This window comes from Arthrobacter sp. B2I5, assembly GCF_030816735.1.
In the GTDB taxonomy this organism is placed as follows: domain Bacteria; phylum Actinomycetota; class Actinomycetes; order Actinomycetales; family Micrococcaceae; genus Arthrobacter.
On sequence record NZ_JAUSYF010000001.1, the window covers coordinates 4086860 to 4112000 of the forward strand.

28 protein-coding genes and 1 tRNA gene are annotated in these 25141 nt (G+C 66.6%); 11 read left to right on the forward strand and 18 right to left on the reverse strand.

Annotation, left to right across the window (positions count from 1 at the left end):
- Positions 1-62 precede the first annotated feature (62 nt).
- From QFZ60_RS18940 to QFZ60_RS18960, 5 genes are all read left to right on the forward strand, one after another.
- Positions 63-1400 carry an MFS transporter gene (locus QFZ60_RS18940; protein WP_307092494.1) on the forward strand — a complete coding sequence of 446 codons (1338 nt, stop codon included), beginning with the start codon at positions 63-65 and terminating at the stop codon, positions 1398-1400.
- A gap of 35 nt (positions 1401-1435) precedes the next feature.
- Positions 1436-2347: a transketolase gene (locus QFZ60_RS18945; protein WP_307092496.1), complete on the forward strand. Its 912-nt coding sequence runs from the start codon at positions 1436-1438 to the stop codon at positions 2345-2347.
- A complete protein-coding gene (locus QFZ60_RS18950) occupies positions 2344-3363 on the forward strand; it encodes a transketolase family protein (RefSeq protein ID WP_307092497.1) in 1020 nt (339 codons plus the stop codon). The genes QFZ60_RS18945 and QFZ60_RS18950 overlap by 4 nt, the downstream gene beginning before the upstream one ends.
- A gap of 118 nt (positions 3364-3481) precedes the next feature.
- Complete coding sequence (locus tag QFZ60_RS18955; RefSeq protein WP_307093388.1) at positions 3482-4141, forward strand: GntR family transcriptional regulator; 660 nt, start codon at positions 3482-3484, stop codon at positions 4139-4141.
- A gap of 96 nt (positions 4142-4237) precedes the next feature.
- Positions 4238-4687, forward strand: a complete 450-nt coding sequence (locus tag QFZ60_RS18960) for a DapH/DapD/GlmU-related protein (protein WP_307092498.1) — start codon at positions 4238-4240, stop codon at positions 4685-4687.
- 1 nt (position 4688) lies between these two features.
- Here the strand turns inward: QFZ60_RS18960 and QFZ60_RS18965 are convergent, their stop codons facing one another.
- From QFZ60_RS18965 to QFZ60_RS19020, 12 genes are all read right to left on the reverse strand, one after another.
- A complete protein-coding gene (locus QFZ60_RS18965) occupies positions 4689-5720 on the reverse strand; it encodes a HoxN/HupN/NixA family nickel/cobalt transporter (RefSeq protein WP_307092499.1) in 1032 nt (343 codons plus the stop codon).
- A complete protein-coding gene (locus QFZ60_RS18970; RefSeq protein ID WP_307092500.1) occupies positions 5720-6550 on the reverse strand; it encodes an urease accessory protein UreD in 831 nt (276 codons plus the stop codon). Before QFZ60_RS18970 ends, QFZ60_RS18965 begins: the two co-directional genes overlap by 1 nt.
- 122 nt (positions 6551-6672) lie before the next feature.
- Entirely contained in the window at positions 6673-7290 is a 618-nt protein-coding gene (ureG, locus tag QFZ60_RS18975) for an urease accessory protein UreG (protein WP_307092502.1), read from the reverse strand.
- Between the two features lie 25 nt (positions 7291-7315).
- On the reverse strand, positions 7316-7984 hold the full coding sequence (locus QFZ60_RS18980; protein ID WP_307092503.1) for an urease accessory protein UreF: 669 nt from the start codon (positions 7982-7984) through the stop codon (positions 7316-7318).
- A gap of 150 nt (positions 7985-8134) precedes the next feature.
- Positions 8135-8614: an urease accessory protein UreE gene (ureE, locus tag QFZ60_RS18985; RefSeq protein WP_307092505.1), complete on the reverse strand. Its 480-nt coding sequence runs from the start codon at positions 8612-8614 to the stop codon at positions 8135-8137.
- Between the two features lie 29 nt (positions 8615-8643).
- Positions 8644-10404: an urease subunit alpha gene (gene ureC, locus QFZ60_RS18990; RefSeq protein WP_307092507.1), complete on the reverse strand. Its 1761-nt coding sequence runs from the start codon at positions 10402-10404 to the stop codon at positions 8644-8646.
- Positions 10401-10754, reverse strand: coding sequence for an urease subunit beta (locus tag QFZ60_RS18995; RefSeq protein ID WP_307092509.1), 354 nt, complete (start codon positions 10752-10754; stop codon positions 10401-10403). The genes ureC and QFZ60_RS18995 overlap by 4 nt, the downstream gene beginning before the upstream one ends.
- An 11-nt stretch (positions 10755-10765) precedes the next feature.
- Complete coding sequence (locus tag QFZ60_RS19000) at positions 10766-11068, reverse strand: urease subunit gamma (RefSeq protein WP_307092511.1); 303 nt, start codon at positions 11066-11068, stop codon at positions 10766-10768.
- Positions 11069-11164: 96 nt separating this feature from the next.
- Positions 11165-11716 carry a cysteine hydrolase family protein gene (locus QFZ60_RS19005; protein ID WP_307092512.1) on the reverse strand — a complete coding sequence of 184 codons (552 nt, stop codon included), beginning with the start codon at positions 11714-11716 and terminating at the stop codon, positions 11165-11167.
- Between the two features lie 78 nt (positions 11717-11794).
- On the reverse strand, positions 11795-12799 hold the full coding sequence (locus tag QFZ60_RS19010) for a LacI family DNA-binding transcriptional regulator (RefSeq protein WP_307092513.1): 1005 nt from the start codon (positions 12797-12799) through the stop codon (positions 11795-11797).
- Positions 12799-13386: an HhH-GPD-type base excision DNA repair protein gene (locus QFZ60_RS19015; RefSeq protein ID WP_307092516.1), complete on the reverse strand. Its 588-nt coding sequence runs from the start codon at positions 13384-13386 to the stop codon at positions 12799-12801. Before QFZ60_RS19015 ends, QFZ60_RS19010 begins: the two co-directional genes overlap by 1 nt.
- Positions 13387-13445: 59 nt before the next feature.
- On the reverse strand, positions 13446-14972 hold the full coding sequence (locus tag QFZ60_RS19020) for an alpha-N-arabinofuranosidase (protein WP_307092518.1): 1527 nt from the start codon (positions 14970-14972) through the stop codon (positions 13446-13448).
- A gap of 457 nt (positions 14973-15429) precedes the next feature.
- Between QFZ60_RS19020 and QFZ60_RS19025 the strand changes: the two genes are divergently transcribed.
- On the forward strand, positions 15430-16230 hold the full coding sequence (locus QFZ60_RS19025; RefSeq protein WP_307092520.1) for an ANTAR domain-containing protein: 801 nt from the start codon (positions 15430-15432) through the stop codon (positions 16228-16230).
- Between the two features lie 74 nt (positions 16231-16304).
- Positions 16305-16808, forward strand: coding sequence for a hypothetical protein (locus tag QFZ60_RS19030; protein ID WP_307092522.1), 504 nt, complete (start codon positions 16305-16307; stop codon positions 16806-16808).
- On the opposite strand, the gene QFZ60_RS19035 is transcribed toward QFZ60_RS19030, so the two are convergent.
- From QFZ60_RS19035 to QFZ60_RS19055, 5 genes are all read right to left on the reverse strand, one after another.
- The gene (locus QFZ60_RS19035; RefSeq protein WP_307092524.1) at positions 16798-17580 is read right to left on the reverse strand and encodes an anti-sigma factor; all 783 of its coding nucleotides are present in this window, start codon (positions 17578-17580) and stop codon (positions 16798-16800) included. The two genes, QFZ60_RS19030 and QFZ60_RS19035, sit on opposite strands and share 11 nt — an antisense overlap.
- A complete protein-coding gene (locus QFZ60_RS19040; protein ID WP_142029811.1) occupies positions 17567-18145 on the reverse strand; it encodes an RNA polymerase sigma factor in 579 nt (192 codons plus the stop codon). The genes QFZ60_RS19035 and QFZ60_RS19040 overlap by 14 nt, the downstream gene beginning before the upstream one ends.
- Before the next feature lie 81 nt (positions 18146-18226).
- Positions 18227-18949, reverse strand: a complete 723-nt coding sequence (locus QFZ60_RS19045; protein WP_307092526.1) for a class F sortase — start codon at positions 18947-18949, stop codon at positions 18227-18229.
- Positions 18950-19052: 103 nt separating this feature from the next.
- Positions 19053-19889, reverse strand: a complete 837-nt coding sequence (locus QFZ60_RS19050) for a DUF4397 domain-containing protein (protein WP_307092527.1) — start codon at positions 19887-19889, stop codon at positions 19053-19055.
- A gap of 121 nt (positions 19890-20010) precedes the next feature.
- Positions 20011-21030 (reverse strand): LacI family DNA-binding transcriptional regulator, encoded by a 1020-nt coding sequence (locus QFZ60_RS19055; protein WP_142119193.1) that lies wholly within the window; start codon positions 21028-21030, stop codon positions 20011-20013.
- Positions 21031-21293: 263 nt separating this feature from the next.
- On the opposite strand from QFZ60_RS19055, the gene QFZ60_RS19060 reads away from it, so the two are divergent.
- Positions 21294-21911, forward strand: coding sequence for a M23 family metallopeptidase (locus QFZ60_RS19060; protein WP_307092530.1), 618 nt, complete (start codon positions 21294-21296; stop codon positions 21909-21911).
- Positions 21912-21981: 70 nt separating this feature from the next.
- Here QFZ60_RS19060 and QFZ60_RS19065 read toward each other — a convergent pair.
- Positions 21982-22054 (reverse strand) — tRNA-Lys (locus QFZ60_RS19065).
- Positions 22055-22264: 210 nt separating this feature from the next.
- On the opposite strand from QFZ60_RS19065, the gene QFZ60_RS19070 reads away from it, so the two are divergent.
- The 3 genes from QFZ60_RS19070 to QFZ60_RS19080 all read left to right on the forward strand — a co-directional run bounded on the left by QFZ60_RS19070 (position 22265) and on the right by QFZ60_RS19080 (position 24968).
- Positions 22265-22924, forward strand: coding sequence for a hypothetical protein (locus QFZ60_RS19070; RefSeq protein ID WP_142119189.1), 660 nt, complete (start codon positions 22265-22267; stop codon positions 22922-22924).
- Positions 22925-23338: 414 nt separating this feature from the next.
- Complete coding sequence (locus QFZ60_RS19075; RefSeq protein WP_142029806.1) at positions 23339-23956, forward strand: DUF47 domain-containing protein; 618 nt, start codon at positions 23339-23341, stop codon at positions 23954-23956.
- Between the two features lies 1 nt (position 23957).
- Positions 23958-24968 (forward strand): inorganic phosphate transporter, encoded by a 1011-nt coding sequence (locus tag QFZ60_RS19080; protein ID WP_307092531.1) that lies wholly within the window; start codon positions 23958-23960, stop codon positions 24966-24968.
- The last annotated feature ends 173 nt before the right edge of the window (positions 24969-25141 follow it).

The following is a 25141-nucleotide window of genomic DNA, read 5'->3' on the forward strand; positions in this document are numbered from 1 at the left end:
TCAGTTTGTTAACAGTCGACAGCGGCGGGACTCCTCCAGCCGCTCTTCGAAAGGGAACCACCATGAGCAAAGATGCTCTGACCATGCGCGGTCCGGTCCACGGCACCAAGGACGCCAGGCGAGTTGCCATCGGATCCGGCGTGGGGGCCGTCATCGAGACGTATGACTTCATCGGTTTTGGCACCGCTGCCGCACTGTACTTCGGCACCGCATTCTTCCCCGGGAGCGATCCCGTCACCGGCACCCTGGCCTCCTTCGCCACCCTGGGCGTCGGCTTCGCGGCCCGTCCCCTGGGCGGCATCATCGGCGGCCACCTCGGTGACAAGGTGGGCCGCAAGCCCGTCCTGGTCGCCTCGCTGATCCTCATGGGCCTGGCAACGTTCGCCATCGGCCTGCTCCCCACCTACGCGGCGGTCGGGCTGCTTGCCCCCGCACTGCTCGTCTTCGTCCGCATCGTCCAGGGCCTGGCCTTCGGTGCGGAATGGGGCGGCGCCATCCTGATGAGCTACGAGCACGCGCCCTGGAAGTCCAAGGGCAAGTACACCGGCATTGTCCAGGCCGGCTTCCCCGTGGGCCTGCTGCTGGCCAACCTGACCTTCCTGTTCAGCGTCCAGCTCGGCAACGAACTTGCCTGGCGCATCCCGTTCCTCGCCAGCATCCTGCTGGTGATCGTGGGCCTGATCATCCGCTCCAAGGTCCCTGAGTCCCCCGTCTTTGATGAGGTCAAGGACAGCGGCGCCATCGTGAAGGCCCCCATCGTCGAGGTCATCAAGACGGACTGGCGCAACATCGTCAAGGGCATCGGCCTGCGCATCGCCGAAACTGCCGGCTATGCAGTGTCCATCACCTACATGATTTCCTACATCAACAGTCAGCACCTGGCGGACAAGAGCCAGACCCTGATCGCCCTCTGCATCGCCTCGGCCATCGGCATCTTCGCCACCCAGGCCTGGGCTGCCTTGACCGACCGCATCGGCCGCCGCCCCCTGTACATCTGGTCAACAGCCTTTGCCGCCCTGTTCGCGATCCCGATGTTCCTGCTGGTCAACACGGGCCTGTTCATCGCCATCATCATCACCATCGTGATCTCCTACGCGGTCTGCCAGAACTCCCTGGCCGGCGCCCAGGGCGCCTGGTTCCCCGAGCTCTTCCAGGCAAAGACCCGCGCCTCCGGCGCCAGCCTGGCCTACCAGATTTCCGCCATGGTGTCCGGTTTCACCCCGTTCATCACCACCCTCCTGTTCGTCAGCTTCGGCTGGATGGGCCCGGCGCTGCTCTTCGGCACCTACGCCCTGATCGGACTCTGGGCCGCCGTCGCCACCCGGGAGACCTGGGGCAAGCGAGAGCGCGAGCTGGCAGATGAAGCCACCAAAAGCACCCCCAACACCGTCAACGCCTGAATAACGTCACGCACCAAACGATCACGGAGCCAGTAATGCCTACAGAAACCGTCCAGGACGCCGCCCCGCAGGGAGGAATACTGCAGACCGCAGTGACGCCCGAACGCGTGGACAAGATCAGCGCCGCCGCCTACCGGATCCGGCACCACGCCCTGAACATGGGCGAGGTCCAGGGCCAGGGCTACGTGGGCCAGGCCCTGGGCGCCGCGGACATGCTCGCAACCGTCTACGGGGACCAGCTGAATTTCCACGCCGAGGACCCGCACTGGGAGGGCCGCGACCGGTTCCTGCTCTCCACCGGCCACTACGCCATCGGCCACTACGCGGCCCTGGCTGAGGCCGGCATCATCCCGGTCGGGGAGCTGGAAACCTACGGATCGGACGATTCCCGGCTGCCGATGTCCGGCATGTCCACCTACACCCCCGGCATGGAAATCTCCGGCGGTTCGCTGGGGCACGGGCTGACCATCGCCGTCGGCATGGCCTTGGGCCTGCGCTACCAGGGCTCAAGTGCCCGGGTGTTCAACTTCCTCTCCGATGGCGAGCTGGACGAGGGCTCCACGTGGGAAGCAGCCATGGGCGCCCACCACCACCAGCTGGGCAACCTCACGGCCATGGTGGACATCAACGCCCTCCAGGCGGACGGCAAGACGGACACCGTGCTCCGGACCGAACCGGTCACGGAAAAGTGGGAATCGTTCGGCTGGTACACCCAGCGGGTGGACGGGAACGACGTCGGCGCGCTGCTGGCAGCGTTCGACAACGCAGCTGCCCAGGCCGCCGCCGTCGGACGTCCCTCCGTGATCCTCTGCGACACCAAGGTGGGCCGCGGCGTACCGCTGCTGGAAGACCGCGAAAAGGCGCACTTCATGCGCATCGAAGAACACGAATGGCAGATCTGCCGTGAGCAGCTCACCGCCGGTTATGAAGGAAAGGCTTCAGCATGAGCACCACCACCGAGGCTCCGGACACCACCACAGCGGCCAAGCCGAAGCTGAAGACGTCGGCCATGATCGCGTCGTTCGCGGACCCGGGGCAGAAGACGTCTTCCGCACCGTTCGGGCATGCCCTGGTCAAGGCCGCGCAGGAGAACGACAGGATCGTTGGCCTCACCGCGGACCTGGGCAAGTACACGGACATGCACATCTTCGCCAAGGCCTTCCCGGAGCGGTTCTTCCAGATGGGCATGGCCGAGCAGCTGCTCTTCGGCGCCGCTGCCGGCCTGGCCGAGACCGGGCTGGTGCCGTTCGCATCCACTTACTCGGTGTTCGCAGCCCGCCGCGCCTACGACTTCCTGTGCCTGGACGCGGCCGAGCCGAACCTGAACGTGAACATCGTGGGCGGCCTGCCGGGCCTGACCACCGGATACGGCCCCAGCCACCAGGCCACGGAGGACATGGCGATCTTCCGCGGCATGCCCAACCTGACTATCGTGGACCCCTGCGACTCGGTGGACATCGAGCAGGCAGTCCCGCAGCTCGCAGCCTCCGAAGGACCCACCTACCTGCGCCTGCTGCGCGGCAACGTGCCCACCGTGCTGGATGAATACGACTACACGTTTGAACTGGGCAAGGCCAAGGTCCTGCGCGGCGGCAACGACGTTGTGTTCATCTCCTCCGGCCTGATGACCATGCGTGCCCTCCAGGCAGCCAAGGCGCTGGCGGCACACAACGTGGACGTCGCCGTCGTGCACACCCCCACCATCAAGCCGTTCGACGCCCAGACTGTGCTCGCGGAGATCAACACGGACCGCCTGGCCGTCACCCTGGAAAACCACTCCGTAGTGGGCGGGCTGTTCGAAACCGTTGCCTCCGCCGTCGTGACTGCGGGCGTGGGCAAGCGCGTGGTGCCGGTGGCTCTGCCGGACCAGTTCCTGGACGCCGGCGCACTGCCCACCCTCCACGACCGCTACGGCCTGGCCGTGGACCGGATCGTGGCCAAGGTCCTCGCCGAACTCGGCTAGGGAGAACCCGAAATGCGGAATGCACGGCACCGGTCCCGGCCAGTGCCGTGCTATCTGCCGTAAGATCGAACCACTACCGACTGTAAACAGTCGACTAATGACATTGAGGACAGAAGCCATGGCCGGATTGACCGCCCCGCTGCTGGGACTGGAAAGGAAGAGCCTGCGCGAGCAGGCACTCTCCGCGCTGCGGACCGCCATCACCAGCGGTGAACTGGAGCCAGGCCGGCACTTGGTGGAGACCGAGCTGTCCGAAATGCTGCAGATCAGCCGCGGCACCCTCCGCGAAGCCCTGCGCCAGCTGGAGCAGGAAGGCCTGCTCTCCGCCGGGCCCCGCGGCAGGCTCTCGGTCCGGCACCTGGACGGGAAGGAAATCCGGGACATCTACGCCGTCCGCGCCGCCCTGGAGTCCCTCGCCGCCCGGACCCTGTGCGAACTGCCGGACCGGCAGCAGGTCACCGAATCCCTGCACAAGGCCGTTGACGCCATGGACGCCGCAGCCAGCGGCACCCTTGAGGAACGGATCGAATCAGACCTCGAGTTCCACCGCACCCTCTGCCGGCTCACCGGAAACGAGACGCTGCTCCACTCTTGGGAGTCACTGGAGGGCTCCATCCGGATGTCCATCATGTTCGCAGGCCTGGAAAAGGGTGTCAGCAACATGAGCGTGGACCGGCACAAGGACATCGTGGCTGCCATCGACACCGGAGACGCCACCCTGGCACGCAAGACCATCCTGGAACACATGGACACCGCCGCCGCCAACCTGGTGGCGTAGCTTCCGCCCTTTCACGTGCCCGTGCGGGAATCTCAACGGGTTCCCGCCCGTTAACTTACTGCGCGGTAAATAACCGCGGCGTTAACGAGGGATGGTATGACCGCAAAGTTTGTGTCATTCGAGGACGACGCCGGGAAGGTCACCCGGTATGCCCGCCACGACAACGGCGGCGGGCTCATTGCGCCCGGGGCCACGGTGGCGGACAGCGCCAGGATCGGGGCCCTGACCTACGTGGAACACGGCGCCAGGGTGGGTTCCGGCTGCCGGATTGGACACGGCAGCTGGATCGACCGGGACGCGACCATCGGTGACCGGACGGTGATCGGGGACGGCGTGCGCATCGGCCGGGGAACGGTGATCGGGAACCGGGTGCACATCGGCAGCCACTCGAGGATCGGCTCCAGTGTCCTGATCGAGCACGGCGTCCATCTGGATACCGACAGCACAGTGCCGGACGGCAGCGAGGTCCTGGCCGGTGCGCACTCACGCCTGGCACCGGCAAGGCACCGGCAGCACCGGAAGACCAAGGGCGGGATCGCGGCCTAGGTCAACCTGCCTTCCGGTGCTTCAGGGCCGCCGCGGCCCACACCGCGAGCAGCAGTGCGACCAGCAGCAGGCCGGCGTCACCCAGGTCGATGGATCCGAGCCACGCAGTGAGCGGGTCGTTGAGGGCAAAAGCGGCGTGGAAGAACCCGCCCAAAGTAATCACTGCGATGAAGAGCGCCGAGAGTGCGGATGTGCCCGTGACCAACGCGTTGAAGCCGAGCTTCCGCTGAGGGTCGTCCAGGGCTGACCGGTACATCCGCATCATGGCCATCCCGTTCAACGAGTCGCACAATGTCATGGCGGCAGCGAAGGCAAATGGCAGCGCAAGCAGGGCGAAGGGCGGCACCCCGGCCAGCGATGCCGCCGTCGTCATCATCAGCAGCCCGATGGTGGTGGCGGTATCGAACCCCAGGCCGAACAGGAAGCCAATTACGAAGATATTCCGCGGCCGCCGTACCCCGGACAATGGCCCGGCGAGGAGCCGCGCCACCAGGCCCTGCGGCTCCAGGTCCCCGGGATCGACGGCGGCGCCGCGACGGGAGCGCCGATAGGCAGAAAGCGAACGCGTGAACGCAGAACCGTTGAACAGGCCCATGGCCAGCAGGAACAGCCCGGACACACCACTGCCGACCAGGCCCAGGACCACATTTCCGGCGGTACCCTCCTGCATCAGCCCGCCCACCATGGATGCACCGGCAACCACCAGCACGCCTGCCAGGGTCACCACCGAGCTGTGGCCCAGGCTGAAGGCGAATCCAACGCTCACCGGCTCCTGCCGTTGTGCCACGAATTTGCGGGTCGAGTTGTCGATCGCGGCCAGATGGTCCCAGTCGTAGCTGTGCTTCACGCCTGCAAGGTAGGCGGTGAGGACCAGTCCCAAGGTCAGCGGCCGGTTCCCTGCGGTGACGGTTCCGGAAAGAACAAGTACGACGGCGGCGGCATGGAGTGCGGCCACGGCAGCGAACATCCACAACAGGCGGGTCCGGAGCGGCAGGGCGTCCCGCTCACGGTAGAGCGCGGCGACGTTCGTCATCAGTGCTTCCTCAGGTCCAGCGGCCCCTGCCCGTACCAGCGTTCGCGCAGGTAATCCGTACAGGATCGAAGCAGCAGGTTCAGTTCATCCGTGCTGTTGGAAAAGCTCCGCAGCACCAGCCCGGTGGTTCCGGACACGGTGCGGGTCAGGGAGATGCCGGTCAGTGCTTCGCGCCCGGCGGTCAGCCCGTGCAGTTCGTCGGCGAGCGCCTGATCCACCCGCCCGTCCACCACCACCAGCGAGCCCAGGTGGCTGTACCCCTCCATGAAGCCCAGCCCGGTGACGTCGTGGAGCGGCGGCCGGATCAGCAGGTTGTCGAGCGCCAGCAGTTGGGTGTCCTGATCCGTTTCAACATGGATGTCGTTGCGCAGCCGGACTTCCTCGTACCGGAAGGCGGCCCCGTCGGGCGACCAGCCGGGCGTCACCACTTCGGCCATGACGAGGCTCGACGACGGCCGGAGGGTCACGGTGGTCCGTTGCCGGTAGCTGGCCTCCCGGTAGGCGATGAGCTGGTCCGGCATGAGTTCCAGCCGCGCCCCCTCCCCCAAACGGACAGTCATCCGCTGCTCAGCAAAAGACCCGGGTGTCCGATAAACCTTGGTAGCGGACTGAGTGGTGAGGAGAAGGTCTGCCCCATCCTCAACAACAACATCAACGAGGAAGAGATCAGCCCCCAGATAAGCCCCGCCAGGATTGACGACGACGTAGCAAACCTGCCCGGAATCATCCAGGTAGTGCGGGCGCATCACCCGTAAGGCACCCTCATGGAACTGATGCAAGGCAACCGACCGTCCATGCCTCACGCTCACGCCCAACTCAAGCCGCCCCATAGGTGACGTACCCGCTGAGGCGGCGGAGCCGGATGTAAGGGGCCGCGGCGTGGTGGGCACCGCGCAGCGGGCACGGCCCCTTACATCCGGTGAAGCCGCCGGTGGCGCTCCCGCCGTCGTACTCATGAGGCCAAATCAAGCATCAGGACGTCGTGGCGTATCCATTCGATGACGGACTCGAGCCCTTCGTCCGTTTTGAGGTTAGTGAAGCAAAACGGTTTGTTGCCACGGAACTCGCGGGAGTCCCGTTCCATGACGGCCAGGTCTGCCCCGACGTGGGGTGCGAGGTCGGTTTTGTTGATGATGAAGAGGTCGGACTTGATCATGCCCTGGCCGGCTTTGCGGGGGATTTTCTCGCCTTGGGCCACATCGATGATGTAGATGGAGAAGTCTACGAGTTCGGGGCTGAAGGTGGCGGAGAGGTTGTCGCCGCCGGATTCGACGAAGATGACCTGCAGGTCGGGGTGCCTTGCTTTGAGTTCCTCGATGGCGGCGGTGTTCATGGAGGTGTCTTCGCGGATGGCGGTGTGGGGGCAGCCGCCGGTTTCGACGCCTATGATCCGGTCCACGGGCAGGATGCCGTTGGCGGCCAAAATTTTGGCGTCCTCGATGGTGTAGATGTCGTTGGTGATGGCGGCCATGGAGATGTCGCCGCTCATGTGCCGGGTGAGCCGTTCCACCAGCTGGGTTTTGCCGGCGCCGACGGGTCCGCCGATGCCGATCTTGATGGGTTCAGACATGTGTCCTCCTTGAGATAAAAAGCAGTCAGCTCATGAACATCCGGGCACGCTGGCGTTCGTGCCGCATTTGCGAAATTTCCAGTCCTGGGCTGACGGCGCCAAAGTCGTCCGGCGTGAGGCGGGCGATTCTGTTGATGGCGGCAGCGACGTCGTCGTGCGCTTTCCGCAGCACCCGCTGCCCGGCGTTCTGGCCCAGGGGGATGGCGCGGACGGCGTTCTGCGTCAGGGTGGTGACGGTGGCGAAAAGGTAGGCGGCGAGCGCCTCCTGTTGGGGCACGCCCAGGGAGCGGGCGACGACGGCGAACGCCAGCGGCTGGTGCCCGGCGGCCCGGCCGGTGGCCACCAGGTCCCGGTACAGTTCCAGCTCCGGCGAGGGAAACACCTCCGCCCCGATTTCCAGCAGCCGGGACCCCATCTTGAGGCTGGCCTCCCGTACCTGCCGCGACAAAAGAGAAGCAGAGAAGAGAGCATCCAACTCCCCAAGATCAACACCCTCATAGAAGAGCCGAATGGCCAACCCATCCGAGTAAGTAAGCGACTGCGAGATGAACGCGGACAACCAAACCCCAAAACCAGCCTCATCAGCGACAACACCGGCCTCGACATAAGTCTCAAACCCAAGGGAGTGAGCAAAGGCCCCGGTAGGAAGCGCCGAGTCAGTGAGCTGTTGAAGAGCAAGCTGGTAACTGCTCACCGCACTGCCGCCCAACGGGACGGAGCATCGCGACGGCCCGGATTGGGGGCCGCGGCGTGGCGGGCACCGCGAAGCGGGCACGGCTCCCAATCCGGGCCGGCGCACCCAAGCGACACCTCCCATGGAGCGCGCAGCGCTGCGACAGTGTTACTAGTGCGAGTGTTCAGCATGGCGGAAAGGTACAGGGAGGACGCGTTCCTGGCGGGTGTAGGGCACGGCATTGTGGCGGAGATAGTCCTCGACGGTGTGGTCGTAGGCGCACACCATGACGTCGGCCCCGTACTCTGACGCGGAGTCGAAGAACTGTGCCTGGAGGTGCCGGTTGCCGAGGGAGTGTGCGGTGACGCCCATTTCGTGGATGGTGCGGGGCGCGATGACCAGGATATCGGTGGGCAGGACGGAGACGACGATCATGTTGGTCTCTGCCACGTGGAGGATGTCGCCGTCGCGGAGGTCTCCGGAGCCGGCGGGGAGGCGGATGCCGATTTCCTTGCCGTGGTCCGTGGTGGCGCGCTGGATGCGTTTGACCAGGGAGGCGCTGGGGAGCGCCACTTTTTCCCGGTGGAGCCCGGCGTAGGTTTCAGGGTCCGGCAGGTCGTGCAGGTTGCCGAGGACTTTATCGATGATCACGTGGGGCTCCCGAGTTGGGTAGTGAAGGTCTAGAAGAGGAAGTAGCGCTGTGCCATGGGCAGGACGTCGGCGGGTTCGCAGGTCATGTCCTCGCCGTCGACAGTCACCTGGTAGGTTTCCGGGTCCACCTGGATGTCGGGTGTGGCGTCGTTGTACTTGAGGTCCGCCTTGGTGAGGGTCCGGATGCCGGAGACAGGCCGGATGACCTTCTCCAGCCCCAGCTCCTGGGGCACGCCGCCGTCGATCGCTGCCTGGGACAGGAAGGTGATGGAGGACTGCTGCATGGCCTTGCCGAACGTGGCGAACATGGGCCGCATGGTGCGGGGCTGCGGTGTGGGGATGGAGGCGTTCGCGTCACCCATCAGGGCGTAGGCGATCTGCCCGCCTTTGAGCACCAGCTCCGGTTTGACGCCGAAGAACGCCGGATCCCAGAGGACCAGGTCGGCGAACTTGCCAACCTCCACCGAGCCGACGGAGTCCGCGATGCCCTGCGCGATGGCCGGGTTGATAGTGTACTTGGCCACGTAGCGCTTGAGCCGGAAGTTGTCGCTGCCCGTACCCGGACCCGACGTCGAGCCGTGCGCGCCGCCGTTGTGATCTTCCAGCACGCCGCGCTGTTTCTTCATCTTGTCCGCCACCTGCCAGGTGCGGATGATCACCTCGCCCACGCGGCCCATGGCCTGCGAGTCGGAGGAGGTGATGGAGAAGATCCCCAGGTCCTGCAGGACGTCCTCGGCGGCGATGGTCTCGGCGCGGATCCGGGAATCGGCGAAGGCCACGTCCTCGGGGATGTCCGGGTTGAGGTGGTGGCAGACCATGAGCATGTCCAGGTGCTCTTCGATGGTGTTGCGCGTGTACGGCAGCGTGGGGTTGGTGGAGGCCGGCAGGACATTGGGCATCCCGGCGATCCTGATGATGTCCGGGGCATGCCCGCCGCCGGCGCCCTCTGTGTGGAAGGTGTGGATGACCCGGCCGTTGATGGCGCGGATGGTGTCCTCCACGAATCCGCACTCGTTGAGGGTGTCGGTGTGGATGGCCACCTGGACGTCGTACTCGTCGGCCACCGTGAGGGACGTGTCGATGGAGGAGGTGGTGGATCCCCAGTCCTCGTGCACTTTGAGCCCGATGGCACCGGCGCGGATCTGCTCGGCCAAAGGTTCGACGGCGGAGGCGTGCCCCTTGCCGAACAGGCCGATGTTCATGGGCAGCCCCTCGGCCGCCTGCAGCATCCGCTGTATGTGCCACTTTCCGGGAGTGACGGTGGTGGCCTTGGTGCCTTCGGCTGGGCCCGTGCCGCCGCCGATCATGGTGGTGATGCCGCCGGCCAGGGCGGTGGGCACCTGGTCCGGGGAGATGAAGTGGATGTGGGTGTCGATGCCGCCGGCGGTGAGGATTTTGCGCTCGCCGGCGATGATTTCGGTGCCTGCCCCGATGACGATGTCCACGCCGTCGGTGATCTGCGGGTTGCCTGCCTTGCCGATTTTGAGGATGTGGCCGTCCCTCAGGGCGACGTCCGCTTTGTAGATGCCGGTGTAGTCCAGGATCACCGCGTTGGTGATCACGGTGTCCGGGATGGTGCCGCCCTGGCCGTCGTCGTCCCTGACCGCCTGGCCGTTCTGGCCCATGCCGTCGCGGATCACCTTGCCGCCGCCGAACACCACTTCCTCGCCATAGACGGTGAGGTCTTCTTCGATTTCCAGGAACAGGTCGGTGTCCGCCAGGCGGATTTTGTCCCCGGCGGTGGGCCCGTACAGGTCTGCGTATTGCCGGCGTGGAATCCGGAAGCTCACTGGGTGCCCCCTTCCGTAGCAGGCCTGCCGGGGCGGGCGCCGCCGTCGAGCTTTCCATTGACCGCCTTGCTGAGCCCGAACACCTCGCGGCGCCCGGCCAGTTCGATCAGCCGCACGCTCCGGGAGTCCCCCGGCTCAAAACGGGCAGCCGTTCCCGCGGGAATGTCCAGGCGCCGGCCGTACGCGGCGTCCCGGTCGAAGGACAGGGCCGCGTTGGCCTCGGCAAAGTGGAAGTGGGAACCCACCTGGACCGGCCGGTCGCCGGTATTGGTGACAGCTACCTCGATCGCCTCCCTGCCCACGTTCGCGGTGACGGGTTCCGGCCGGAGAACGTACTCGCCTGGAATCATTGCGGTTCTCCTCAGCGGATGGGGTTGTGGACGGTGACCAGCTTGGTGCCGTCGGGGAAGGTGGCCTCGATCTGCACGTCGTGGATCATCTCCGACACACCCTCCATGACGTCCCCGCGGCTGAGGAGCGTGGTGCCGTAGCTCATGAGCTCGGCCACCGTCCTGCCGTCCCGGGCACCCTCGATCAGTTCGTAGCTGATGATGGCTACGGCCTCGGGGTAATTGAGTTTCAGGCCGCGTGACTGCCGGCGCCGGGCCAGGTCTGCGGCCACCACGATCATGAGCTTCTCCTGCTCACGCGGCATCAGATGCATGGACTTCCCTTCGACGGCCAACGGCGTGGGGTCCAGCGTAAACCCGGCACGTTTCCACCAGGTTTCAGCAGCATCAGGCCGCCCTATCCAGCAGACCTACTGATTGAGCCGGCCCAGGATCTCCCCGCTGGACTGGACCGGCTGGCGGTAGGTGGTGGAAAGGATGCGGAGCATGTCGGCGGCGTCCTGGTCGTCTTCGGAGGCCATGGCGTCCTTGGCATACGTCACGCGGATGTTGTGTGCAAAGGCGTCAGCGGCAGTCTGGGCGATGCAGTTGTGGGTGGAAACGCCGGCGAGCACCACCTCGTCGGCTCCCCAGTTCCGCAGCCGGGCCAGCAGGTTGGTGCCTACAAAGGCGCTGTCCCTGGTCTTGTTCAGCTGGGGCAGGTCCTCGGTGATGAGCCCCGGCACGGACTGGGCCTGCTCGCTGCCGCGGAAGATGAACCCCTGGTCGTCGTCGAGCATGCTGAGGGTCCAGGTGGATTTGTCCCGCTCGTGTTCGGTGCCCACCAGCAGCGCCTTGTGCCCGGCTGCCTGGAACGCTTCCAGCAGCCGGTTGCACTCACTGACCACCCGCTCCTGCTGGGCTGCCAGCTCGGGGGTTTCGAAGAACGCGTTCTGCATGTCGATGACCAGGAGGGCAATCATGGGGGCACCTTTCCGTCTTGTGAACCGGTGCCATTTCTGTACCCGCAGGCGGCGCAGCCAAAACTGCATACGCAGAATCTAGGGGGCGGATTCCCGGATTTTCAGCTCGAATCCGGCCTCCACGTGCACGCCCGAACCGGATGTTTCACGGCCGGCGATCCGGTCCAGCAGCAGGCGGATCGAGCGTTCTGCGATCTCGTTCATTCCCGGCGAGACGGTGGTCAGGGACGGGGACGCGAACCGCGCTTCGTCGATGTCGTCGAAGCCGGCCACGGCCACATCCTGCGGCACCTTGACACCGCGGATCAGGAGTTCGTGCAGTGCGCCGAGGGCCAGTACGTCATTGAGCCCAAAGACGGCGTCGAAATCCACGCCTGAATCCAGGAGCCCGGCCACCGCGGCGGCACCGGTGTCGCGGCGCCACTCGGCGGGCGCCACGAGCGCAGGGTCGAACGGGATGCCCGCCTCCCCCAGCGCCTTCCGGTACCCGTTCAGGCGCAGGCCAGCGCTGCCGGCGGATTCCCCGGCATTGGCTCCGATGACGGCGATACGACGGCGGCCGGCGGCCAGCAGGTGCGCCGTGAGCGCAGCCGCGGCTTCCTCGTTCTTCATGGTCACCAGGTCAAAGCGGGGATCCATGATGTGCTCGCCGAGCATCACCAGCGGCTTGGTGCCGGCCCGCGCGGCAATGGCCTCGGCGTCCACCACCAGCGGCGTGAACAGCAGCCCGTCTGTGAGCTGCCGGAACGTCCCCTGCAGGGCGCCAAGTTCAACGGCGGCATCAGCATCGGACTGCTCCACCAGCACGCGGTAGCCGTGGCGGGAGGCGGCCTTCATCAGTTTGGAGGCGAGCTCAGCGTAGTACGGGGCGGAGAGATCGGACAGGACCAGCCCCAGCATGGAGGTCTTGCCGGACCGGAGGCTGCGGGCAGTGAGGTTTGCCTCGTAGCCCAGCTCCGCAATGGCGTCCTGCACACGCTGCTTGGTGGCCGGCCGGATGAATTCGTAGTCGTTCAGGACATTGGAAACGGTCTTGAGGGAAACGCCCGCCGCCCGCGCGACGTCGTTCATGGTGACTGCCATTAACGTTCTTTTCCTGCTTTCGCCGCCGCTTTGGCAGCCTGCTTGCTGGCACGCACCTTTGCCAGGGATTCCGGATCAACGATGTCTGCCACCGAAAGATAGCTTCCGTCCTCGCCGTAGTGGCCGGCGGCTTCACGCCATCCGGGCGCCTGGAGGCCACGCTGCTTGCCCAGGAGGGCCAGGAAGATCTTCGCCTTCTGCTCACCGAATCCGGGCAGGGCCTTGAGCCGGCGCAGCACCTCGGCGCCGTCCGGTGAACCTTTGGTCCAGATGGCGGCAGCGTCGCCGTCCCACTCGTTGTGGACGGCCTCGGCCAGCGCCTGGACACGGGCGGCCATGGAACCCGGGAAACGGTGGACGGCGGGCCGTTCCTTGAACATCTCCACGAACGCCTGGGGGTCCTGGGCGGCAATGGCCTCCGGCTTCAGCGACCCCACCCGGCTGCGGATCTTCTCCGGACCGGCGAAGGCTGATTCCATCGTCACCTGCTGGTCCAGCAGCATGCCGGTCAGCAGGGCGAAGTCGTCCTCACTCAACAACTTGTCCGCGGCGGGATCGCCCGTGATGTGCAGTTCCATGCCGTCCATCCTCCCACCTGCGGGCCGCCGTCGTCATAAGGATGCCCCCGCCCTGCTGCCCCGGTGCGTCAGCTGTTCACGGCCAGCCGGATCATGGACCAGGAAACGGCGGGAAGTTCGGCGGTAAGCCGGCCGCCGTCCACCTTCACGGAGCCGTTTTCGGTTGGCAGGACCGAGGTGGAATCATCGGCGCTGGCCTGCCAGTACGGGTCCTTGTTGGCATAGGTCACGGCCTCCACCAGCCGGACGTCGCCCAGCCCCGCCACCGCGGCATCCAGCGTCAGCGCCTGCTCCGCGGACCGGTTGACGGCGAACACCACGGCCTCGCCCTTGTCCGCGTCGTACGTGGCGACGGCGGACAGCGCGGCAACATCTGTTGTCTTGCCGCCGCTGACCAGCGGGGATTCGACAGCGAGCTGCAGGACGGTGCCGGAAGCGTGCCGCGACGTCAGGGCAAACGGGTGGAAGGTGGTCTGCTTCCAGGCCCGGCCACCCGGCTCGGTCATGATGGGGGCGATGACGTTCACCAGCTGCGCCAGGCTTGCCGAGTGGACACGGTCGGTGTTCCGGAGCAGCGTGACCAGCAGGTCTCCCACCACCACGGCGTCCGCCACCGTGTAGGTGTCCTCCAGCAGGACGGGGGCCACCGGCCAGTCCTTGCCCGTAGGCACCTTGGATTCGTCGCGGCTCATGTGCCAGACGTTCCACTCGTCGAAGGAGATGTTCACCTGTTTGGTGGACTTCTTCACCGACTTCACGTGGTCGATGTGGCTGATGATGTCCCGGATGAAAGCGTCCATTTTGTGTCCGGCGGCGAGGTGTTCCTGCAGGTCCCCGAAGTCCTCGAAGTACTGGTGGGCGGAGATCAGGTCCACCAGCTCGTAGGTTTCTGCCAGTACAACGCGCTCCCACTCACCGAACGTGGGCATGGTGGGCCCGGAGCTGCCGCAGGCCACCAGCTCCAGGTCCGGTTCCACCATGCGCATGGCACGGGCGGTGTCGGCAGCCAGGCGGCCGTATTCCAGGGCGTTCTTGTGCCCGATCTGCCAGGGGCCGTCCATCTCGTTGCCCAGGCACCACATCCTGATGCCGTAGCCGTCCGCTGCACCGTTTGCGCGGCGCTGCCCGGACAGGGCGGTGCCGCCGTCGATGTTGCAGTACTCGAGGAGGTCCAGGGCCTCCTGGACGCCGCGGGTGCCCAGGTTCACCGCCATCATGGGTTCCACGCCGGCCTTGGCGGACCACTTGGCGAACTCGTCCACGCCCACCGTGTTGGGATCGGTGGAATGCCACGCGAGGTCCAGGCGCGCGGGCCGCTGGTCCACGGGGCCTACGCCGTCTTCCCAGCGGTAGCCGGACACGAAGTTCCCGCCCGGGTACCGGACGGTGGATACGCCCAGTTCACGGGTGAGCTCGAGGACATCCGTGCGGAAGCCGTCCCCGTCGGCATCCGGGTGGTCCGGTTCAAAGATGCCGGTGTAGACGCACCGGCCAAGATGCTCAACAAAGGCACCGAAAGTACGACGCCGGACCGGCCCCACGGTGAACGACGGGTCAAGGGTGATTTTTGCTGCGGCGGGTTCTGGCTGGGTCACGTAGACATCCTCGGCTCGATTTTTACAACGTTATAGAAAACATTGTTGGGGGCGCCGGCCGCGGGAGTCAAGTGTTTTCATGCCCCGCGGTACAACACCGCCCCTACCCCGAATTGACATGCCAGGCAGCGCTCACCTGCGGCAACAATCCACGAGGGCGGCACAGGCGGCGGCCCAAGTACTACCTAATCGAAAAAACAGGTACTGGATACGCATTCGCCGGAGGCTGGACGGCAATTAGGTTTTTCACAGAGACAAGACCTGTTCTGCTTCGGCGGTACTTGGCTCACTAGGGGGTGTGAGACTGGCAATGCATGCACGACAGGTAAACCCAGGCTTCCCGGTCCATAGGACACGGGTATCAAGCGGGGCCGGCGACGAGGAGTCCTTCGAGACCAAGGGCTCTCCCCCAGCCGTCGCCGGCCCTCCCCACCCTGCACGCGCCCGCAGGCTGCGCGTGCCCCATCCGGAGCCCACGGGCCAGGAACGGGGTGCGCCCCGGAACCCGGCCCTCGTGCTGGACCTGGTCAACGGTGCACAGACCCTCTCCGAATCCCTTGACCTGCTGGTGGCTGCTTCAGCCGGTCATGTGGCCGCCACGGCCGGGATCGACGTCGGCTGCGGCCTGGTGCTCCACCAGCCCAAACGGACGCCCGCCATCACGGGTACCACCATTGAAGTGGAGCGCCTGCTGGACTGGGAGCGGGACATGGCCGAGGGCCCGGTCACGGACGTGATGTCCGGCGGGCACCCTGTTGCAGTGCTCCAGCGGAACGGGGACTTCCGGTGGCAGAACTACTCCGCGCAGCTGCAGCTGTCCGGGTTCGGCAGCGCCCTGGCCGTGCGGCTCCGCCTGGACACTGACCTCCCGGCCGATAACCAGGGCAACGGCAGCAAGGAGCCCGGCCAGACCGCCGCCGCGCTTGCCTTCTTCGCCCACGACTCCAAAGCCTTCCCGCTGCAGGCCATTGCCGAGGCACGCACGTTTGCGGCACTGGCAACCAAGAGCCTGCAAATGGCAATCAACCTGCACGCGGCCCGCTCGCTGGCCACCGACCTCCGCTCGGCCCTGGACAGCCGCACGTCCATCAACGTTGCCTGCGGAGTGATCATGGCGCAGAACAGGTGCTCCTACGAGGAAGCCTTCTCCATCCTTGCCAAGGCGTCGAGCCACCGGAACATCAAGGTGCGCAAGGTGGCAGAGGAGCTGCTGGACCGGCTGCCGGAAGGTGCACCGCGCTCACACTTCGGCCGCTGACGCGGTTCACGGTTCATGCCGGCCCGGTTGGGTAGGGAAGAACCAGGACCGGCAGCGCGGGAGGGGGCGGACCGATGGAAAGCAATCAGCCGGACGGCCGGCGTGCCCGCATCAGCGCCCCCAGCTGGCTCGCCGGACCACTGGCGACACTCCCGGGACTGGCCGCCCACGTTGCGGGCGGGGGCCAGCCGCCCGCAATAGCCATTGTTGCGGCACTGGCGGCGCTGCTGAGCCTGGCGGCCGTGGTCCTGGAGCGGGTTGTCGTGGGGCGGGACCGTCCGGCGTCGGCGCAGCTTCCCGGCTGGGCGTTCCTGGTGGCGGCCGCTGCCGCACAGCAACTGCTGCACCTGGCCTTCGCCGCCTTCGCCACGGCCAGTGCCGTCCCGTTGCCGGGCCACGGCCATGGCGGGCCGCCCACTCCGGACGCGCCGTCGTCGCCCATTTCCCCGGCCACCCACTCGCTGCACCTGATGCTGTATCTGCACGCCGGCGCGGCACTGCTTAACGCCGCCGCTGCTGCCCGGTGGAACAGGCTCACCCGGGCACTTCGCCGGAAGCAGGCACGTGTCAGGACGTGAGCGTTCCCCTGGCGATGCTCACGCTGGAATGTGCCGGGTTGCCGTCCATGGGCTCGTCTGACACATCCACCACCGGGTACTGGGAGAGGTCCAGGTCCGCGGGTACCTGGAACGTTCCGGACGTGGAGTTCATGACGCCCAGGCTGACCAGCCGGGACAGGTCCGGGGCGATCAGCCACACTTCCTGGTAGCCCTTGGCCTCATCCTTGTCCAGGTTGATTTCCAGGTTGCGGGACCCGTCACCTGCCGTCACCACCTTGGCCGATCCTGCGGCGGAGTGCTGGGGCAGGGGTGTCAGCTGGGCAGCGGCCAACTGCTGGGGCTGGGGCGGACGGGTCACCGTCAACACCGCGCCGACAACCACCAGGACGGCTGCCGCGGCAGCTGCCACCCAGGTACCGGGGCGCTGCCACCAGGTCCGCCGGCGGAGGGGAACAACGTTCGACGGCGGCCTGTGCGCAGGTGCCGGCGCCGCGGCAGGGGCTGCGGGGTTTTCCTTGGCTGCGTCCTTGGCCGCGTCCGGGGACAGCGGGTCCTCCCGCACCGACTCAGACAGGCCCAGTTCCCGGTGGATTCCGGCCCATACCTGCGGGCTCGGGACGGTCAAGCGGCTGGTGTCCGGGGTTGTCTTCACGGCATCCACGGTGCGGCGCAGGGCGGCATAGTCTGCGGCGCACTCGGGGCAGCCCGCCAGGTGCTCCCGGCCGGCGGGGTCCTCCCAGCCGTCATAGAGCGCAAGGAGGCTCAACTGTTCCGGATCAAGATGCGGCATGGTCTACCTCCAATCTGCTTCGTAAATGCGACAGGCTCCGGCGGATGTGGCTCTTGACCGTACCAAGGGGAAGGCCCAGCTTGCGTGAAATCTGCTCGTGCGTCAGGTCCTCGTAGAAGGCGAGCTTCATGATGGACCCCTGGGGCTCGCCCAGCCTCTCCAGTTCGCCGTCCAGGAGCAGCCGGTCCGCCAGCATTTCCGCTGCCTCTGTTCCTGTGCCGGCGTCTTCCCCCATGCCGGCTCCGGCCGCGGCGAAGGCCTTGCGTGCTTCCCGGGCCGCCGCCGAATGGGCGTCGGTGATGGCGTTCCGGGTGATACCCACGATCCACGCGGGCAGCCTGGCCACCTGAGGGTTGAATGTGCTCCGCGAGCGCCAGGCCCGGATGAAGACCTCCTGGGTCACGTCGTCCGCGGCCGCCCTGTCCGGCAGGGAACGCAGGGCCAGGGTGTGCACCAGGGGCGCGAACTCACGGTAGGCCGCTGCCAGCGCGTGCTCATCCCCGGCCAGGAAGGAGTCCGTCAGAGCGTCATCCCACCCGCGGGAAGCGTGCCCGGGAAGCGTCACAGGCAACTCCTTCCCGGCTTCGGCGCACGAGCTAGTGGCTGGCCACCGATCAGGCAGGAACGGGCTCATACAGGAACCTGCTCATTCAGGAACTGCGGTGACAATCACATTGTCGCTGTAGTCCATCCGCTCGTCCAGCCATCTGCCGCCGCAGGTAACCAGTTTGAGTTCGTGCGGACCGGACCGGCGGAACAGCGCGCCGCCGTCGAACTTGTCCTTTGCCATCATTTCCACCCCTACCACCCGGTAGGTGAGGGGGGCGGCCCCATCCCGTCCCACCCGGATCAAGGTTCCGGCCGCGAGCGACTTCAGCGCCGAGAACGGTGCGCGTTCGGACTTCGTGTCGATGTGTCCGGCGATGACAGCGGTTCCTTCGGCCGCTCCCGGCGCCGGACCGAATTTGTACCAGGCCGCCCGGTCAAAGGCGTCAGGTATTTCCATCACTCCCTCCGCGGACACTCCCCCGGCCACCACCGGCATGTCGATGGCGGTGCCCGCCACGGCAAGTGACGTTGGCGCCGGCACCGCCGCGGCGGCCGGCAGAGTGGCAGGCCGGACCGGGATGGCGCTCGTGGAAGGGACAGCAGGGCCTGGGGAATCAGCCGGTCCGGTGGGGACGGTTGCGGCTGCCGGACCGCTGGCGGCCATTGATGGGACCGCCTCCCCGCTTGCGCTGCTGGAACTGCCGGAGCTGGTGGAGCCGCAGCTGGACAGAATAACCGCCACAGCCACCATCAGTGCCGCCGCCCCGCCTGCCGAACGCTGACGGCGGTACTCCGCTGCCGTCGTCGTGCCTGCATCCATGCCTGCCGCCTCCCTTCCGTTGCTGCTTTATGTGTCCGCCGCAGGGGCCCGGCCATGCCGGCCGGGCCCCTGCGTTCGGTGCTTCAACCGGTTTCTGCCCCGGTTACAGCTGCGCCCGCCGGGTGCTGACTGCGCGGGCTACGCCCACGGCCCCGGCGAGGAGGGCCAGCGCGGCCAGGCCGAATCCGGCAGTGGCAACGGCAGTGCCGGCCCCACCGGCAGCCGGGGAGCCGTCAAGGGCGCCGGGCACCGACGCCGGTGCGGAGTGGAGGCCCTCGATGGTCTGGACAGCGAGCTTCAGGTTCTGGTCGGCCAGGCTGCCCCAGGCGTAGACGATGGTATGCGTACCTTCGGCCACCGCCACGTCCGCCGGTCCGATCACCGGGGTGGTGGTGCCTGCCGCAGCCACAGCGGCAGGGACAGTGCCGGGATCGAGGGTGAGGGTCTTCTCGTTGGGATTGGCAAGGTTGGTAATGACGGCGGTGCCGCCTGCCAGGACATCGACGGCGGGGGCTGCGGCCGCGTGCCGGACGGTCAGCTTGCCCTTCCCGGCGGGGATCTGGGACACGTCATTGGTGAACAGGCTGGCTGTGGGCTTGCCGTCAGCGCCCAGGTGGGCTGCGGCCGTGTAGTTTCCGTTGGCGGCAAGGGTGACGCTGACCGGGCCAATGGCGGGCGCGGAGGCGTTGGCAGCATCGGCTGCCGTAATGGCGATCTCGTAGGTGCCGGCCGGCAGTGCCAACGGTCCGGCAAGGGCTCCGGGGGCGAAGTCATCCAGTGTGCGGTCACCGTTGACCCACACGTCCACGGTCAGTCCGGGAACACCGTGCAGCACGGACAGCTGGGCGTCCCCGTCTGCTGCGTGGGCCGGACCGGCCAGAGCGATTGCGGCTGCAATGGCTGCTGCACCGGCACCTGCGGTGAAGATTTTGTTGCGCATGTCCATCTCCTTGAACGGCCCGGTTGCCGGGCGTTTTTTGCTGACACTCCTACTACCGGCGCAACCCCGGATTTGGATGCAGAATCATGGAGATATTTTTTTGGGCTCGCATGCTGCCCAGTTAGGCGGGCGCGGGGGCGGCCGTGCTGGCTCGGAGGATCAGTTCAGGCGGAACCACGGTTGAGCTCACTGCGGCTCCGGACTCGATCTCCTTCAGCATGATGTCCATGCAGCGGCGTCCCAGTTCCTCGAAGTCCTGGCGGACGGTGGTCAGCGGAGGCGTAAAGTACCCCGCCTCCGGCTGGTCGTCGAAGCCCACCACGGAGACGTCGTCGGGCACCCTGACCCCCGCTTCGGTGAAGGCGCGCAGCAGGCCCAGGGCCATCTGGTCATTTCCAACGAAGATGGCCGTGGCCGTGCGTCCTGACGCCAGCTTGCGGCCAATGGCGTAACCGCTGCCCGCGCTCCAGTCCCCTTCCACCAGCAGGGAATCGTCCAGCCCGGCTTCGCGGAGGGCGGCACGCCACCCCGCTGCGCGCTCGGCGCCGTCCGTCCAGTCAGGCGGGCCGGCGATATGCCCGATGTGGTGGTGGCCCTCCTTGATGAGGTGTTCGACGGCGAGCCTGGCGCCCGCACGCTGGTCCACCATGGCGCCGCTGACGGAAGCGCTGCCGGCCGAGCCCACCGCCACCACGGGCACGGGAAGATTCATCTGCTCCAGAACGGCAAGGGTGTCCGAGTGCGGTACCAGCACGGCGATCCCGTCCACGGCCTGGTCCATGAAGTGGCCCACCGCGTTGGAGATGGCATCCCGGCTGACTTCCCGAAGGGCCGCGATGCTGACGAAGTAGCCGGCGTTGCGGGCTGCGTGTTCAACCCCCAGCAGGGTGTTCGCCGGGCCGTACTGGGAAAGCTCGCTTGCCAGCACGCCTATGGTCTGCGAGCGCCGGGTGACCAGGCTCCGGGCGGCGGTGTTGCGCCGGTATCCCAGCTCGGCAATGGCCGCCTCCACCTTTTCCCGCGTCACCTTGCTGACATTGGGGTGGTTGTTCACCACGCGGGAGACGGTCTGGTGGGAGACACCTGCCACCTTGGCCACGTCTTCCAGGCGCGGCATCCGGCCCTTGCTGGTTTTTGCCATGTGCCTATTGTGCCTGTTTGCACCTGCTGCGCCCCCTGCCTGCAGGCTCATGACGGTGGGGCCAGCCGCGGTGATCCTTGCGCGGCAGCTGACCGGTGGGCAGGATGAAGCTGATCCCGCGTTTGCCCAGCGCACTTGCATACAAGGAGCCGGCGGAATGACCAAGTATTTGATCTCGTTTCCCAGCGGCGCCATGGACATTCCCGATCGTGGAAGTGCGGGCCTCCCAACGTGATCCCGCCAGCTGAACAGGGCAAGCCCCGATGAACCCGGCGATGCCGGTGAACCTGGAATACCCGTTCGTGGGCCCATGGCTGGTGCAGAATTCGCCGTCGAACCGCGTACCCAGCCACGGCACACAGCTCTTCGCCACGGGCCACGCCATCGATTTCACCCCGGTGGACCGGAACGGGCGGTCTGCACCGATCACCTTTGCGGCGCTGTTCCGGCCCCAGCCGCCGGAGCGGTTTGTGGGGTTCGGCAGGGCCGTGACGGCTCCCGTCTCCGGGGTTGTGCAGGCCGCCCATGACGGGGAGCCGGACCATGCCGCCTTCTGCGGCTTTCCGTCAATCGGTTACGCAATGACGCAGGCGAAACGGCTCCGGGAGGGGTGGCCGGGGCTTGCAGGCAACCACGTGGTCATCGAGAGCGGTGGTGTCTTCATCGCCCTGTGCCATTTGCAGCGCGGGAGCGTGTGCGTGCGGCCGGGCCAGTCAATTGAATGTGGGGATCCGGTGGGCCGGTGCGGCAATTCCGGCAACACCACGGAACCGCATCTGCATGTGCAGGCGATGGATTCGGCGGATCCGGCACGGGCTTCCGCCGTTCCCATCACCTTCCCTGGCGGCCTGCCGCGCAACGGAAGTATTGTGCATCCCTGAACCCGGAAGCAGGGACTTAAATGGAAGGGGCCCGCCGGCAATCGCGGCGGACCCTTGCGGTTCCTGTGGGTGGGCCCTGTGGGGCTCGAACCCACGACCCACGGATTAAAAGTCCGATGCTCTACCAACTGAGCTAAAGGCCCCTGCCGGCCAGTCAAACACGCTGTGTCTGCCCGTCCGGCCCAATCCATTTCTGGACGTTAATACTCTAACCCATGGTTCCGGCGTCTTCGCACCAGGCCAACGGGCCGCCGTCGTGCGCTTACAACCCCTGCTGAGCGCCCTTTCCCGCACGTGCAACGGGCGCTGCAGATGCTCGATTTCCGCGTCCGCACAGGAGTAGCGTGGGGGGCATGAGCGAGCAAGCAGGAACCAGTCCCTACGGCGGCAGCAACCGGCACCATAAGCCCAAGCCCTTCGCCCCGATGGATTTCGAGCCCTTCGCCGGAGGCGCAGATCCCGCCCGCGTCTCGGAGGCCGCCCACCTTGCCGCGCAGGCCCTGGTCCGCCATGGCCGGGACAGCGATGATCCCGTCGTCACCCAACGCCTGGTGAAGCTCGCCGACGAACAGGGCCTGGAAGCCATCGCCGAGATGTGGGCCGAAAGTCCCGCCCGTTCCCTTCCCGGCGCCCTCTGGCGGCTCTACGCGCTGCGCGCTGCCACGGTCCAGGATCCGGAACGCATCTCTGTGTACTTCCGTGCGGGCAAGGACACCGCGCAGGTCTCCAACGTGGTGGCCGGCGCTGCCGAACCGCCGGGCGCAGAAGAAATGCGCACTATGGCCGATGCCATCCTCTCCGGGGCTTTCGACGGCGATTTCGACGTGGCGCTGGAACGGTCCGCCGCCTTCTGCCGGGTGGTGGCGCTCGGCCAAGCCACGATTGCCGACGGCGCAGAGCACGCCAACGAGGCCCACGCCAGCAAGCTGACCCGCAATTCCCATCAGTTGGTCAAGACGGCCGAGGACCTGGAGCACGCCGCCAACGCGTGGCGCCTGGGCGAACTGGACTGAACTTCCCTGCTTGATTTTTTCTTGGCCCAGGCTGCTTGCTCGGGCCTGCCGCCCTGCTTCGCCGGACCGGCCTGCTTGCTGAGCTGGGCTTCCTTACCGTAGCGCCTGCGGCCATGCCGGACCGCGTTTTCCGGGACGGATAAGGCCCCGCTGTCAAGATTGACTTGGGCCGGGTGAAGTAGAAGACTGAAACCGGTGCCGAGCCGCGAAACCCCCGGGCTTCAACAATTAGCCGCCTAGAGCGGCCTACCGCCGAGAGGCGTATCCGGTTCGGCACCATTTTTCTGCCCTCTTCCAGGTGGGCAATTCAGATCCTGCTGTTACGGGCCGGTAGAGTAGGCGACAGTTGCGCGCCGGGGTCAAGTCACACGGCAGCAAACCCGCCTTGTTAAGTCCCCGGAGACCGGTAAACACGTGAAGCTGCGCCTTTTTCCCCAGGAGCCCGCAGGGCTGAACCTGCTCTCGCAGATGGCACAACAGATCGTGCTGGCCACCGCCACCCTGGCCGAGATCCTCGGCGTACCTGCGGATGAGCACGGCAAACTCGTGGAGGACATGCACAACCTCGAGGCCAAGTCAGCCGAACTGCACTTCGCGCTGCTGACCCACATGCGCACCAGTTTCGTGAACCCGCTCCCCCGCGAGGACATGTACGCCCTCTCCCGTTACCTCAACGAGGCCATGGAAAAGATGGACGCCGCCGCGGAGCTCGTGGCCCTGTACAAACTGGACCGCCTGCCCAAGCGCGCAGCGGACCAGCTGGAGATCATCAGCCGGCAGGCCGAACTGACGGTGGACGCCATGCGCAGGCTGAACAACCTGGACGACCTTGAGGACTACTGGATCGAGATCCTGCGCCTGGCCCAGCGTGCGGAGCGGACCCACCGGGTGTGGGTGGCGGACATGATCGCGGACATGAAGTGGGCGCAGTACTCCCGCAACCGGGACATCGCCAACCAACTGGTGGAGGTCACCAAGGACATGCGGCGGGTGGCCACCCAGGTAGGCAGCATCATCGTCAAGGAATCCTGAGGTGGCGGCAGCCATCTTCGCAGCGGTGGTCCTGCTGGCGGCGGCGTTTGCCTTCCTCAACGGGTTCCGCGACGCGTCCAACTCCGTTGCCCTGGCCGTGCGGAACCGTGCCCTTACTCCCAGCGTGGGCGTACTCCTCGCCGCGTTCTTCAACTTCATTGGCGCCCTCCTGAGCGCCCTGCTCGCCGTCGCCGCCAGCCAGACCTGGATCCACCTTCCGGCAGGCCCCGCTGGTCTCGCCATCCTGGTGGCCGGGCTGGCGAGCGCCTGCGCCTGGGGCCTGTTGATGTGGCGCCGGGGCATTCCCGCATCCTCCACCCATGCCCTGGTGGGCGGTCTTGCCGGCGCCGGCCTTGCCAGCCTGGCGATTGGCGGGCCGGGGGTAGCCGGGGTGGACCAGTCGCTGCTGTTCCAGGTGGTGCTGCCCCTGGTACTGTCCCCGCTCGTGGCCTACAGCGGCTCCTTCCTGCTGGTCTATCCGGCCACATGGGTGGCCCGCTACACGCAGCCCAACGTGGTGAACCAGCGCTTTCGCCGGGGCCAGGCCGTGGCAGCCGGAGCCGTTGCCTTCGGCCACGGCCTGCAGGACGGGCAGCGCGTCAGCGCAGTGCTGCTGCTGGCCCTCCTGGCTGCAGGCTATTCCGACGGCGGGATCCCCCTTTGGGTGGCAGGGCTCTCCGCAGTGATGATGACGGCCGGGACACTCTTCGGAGGATGGCGGATCTCCCACACCATCGGCTACAAGATCACCAGGATCGATCCCCTGCGCGGCTCCGTGGCCCAGACCTTCAGCGCACTGATGCTCTTTGTAGGCGCCATCGGGCTCCACTGGCCACTCTCCACCACCCACACCGTCACTGCCGGAGCCCTGGGCGCAGGGGAAAACCAGCACTTTTCGGTGACCAACCGGAAACTGGTCATCCGGATCCTGTGGCTCTGGGCCCTGACTCCCTTGGCGACCTGCGCCCTGGCCTTCGTGCTTGCGCTGGCACTCTCCCCCATCGCCGCCTAGCCGGGACGCATTCAGCCCGGCTTCTTCACACCTATCGCGTTGCTCCAGCCGCCTTGGCCAGCCCCCTGTTGAGCCTCCTCCGGGGAGGGCGAAACTCCCCTGTACAGGGGCACGGACGTGACGTAGATTCGAAAAAAGCGTCCCCGGACAACGCTGCCGGGGACCGGCATCCG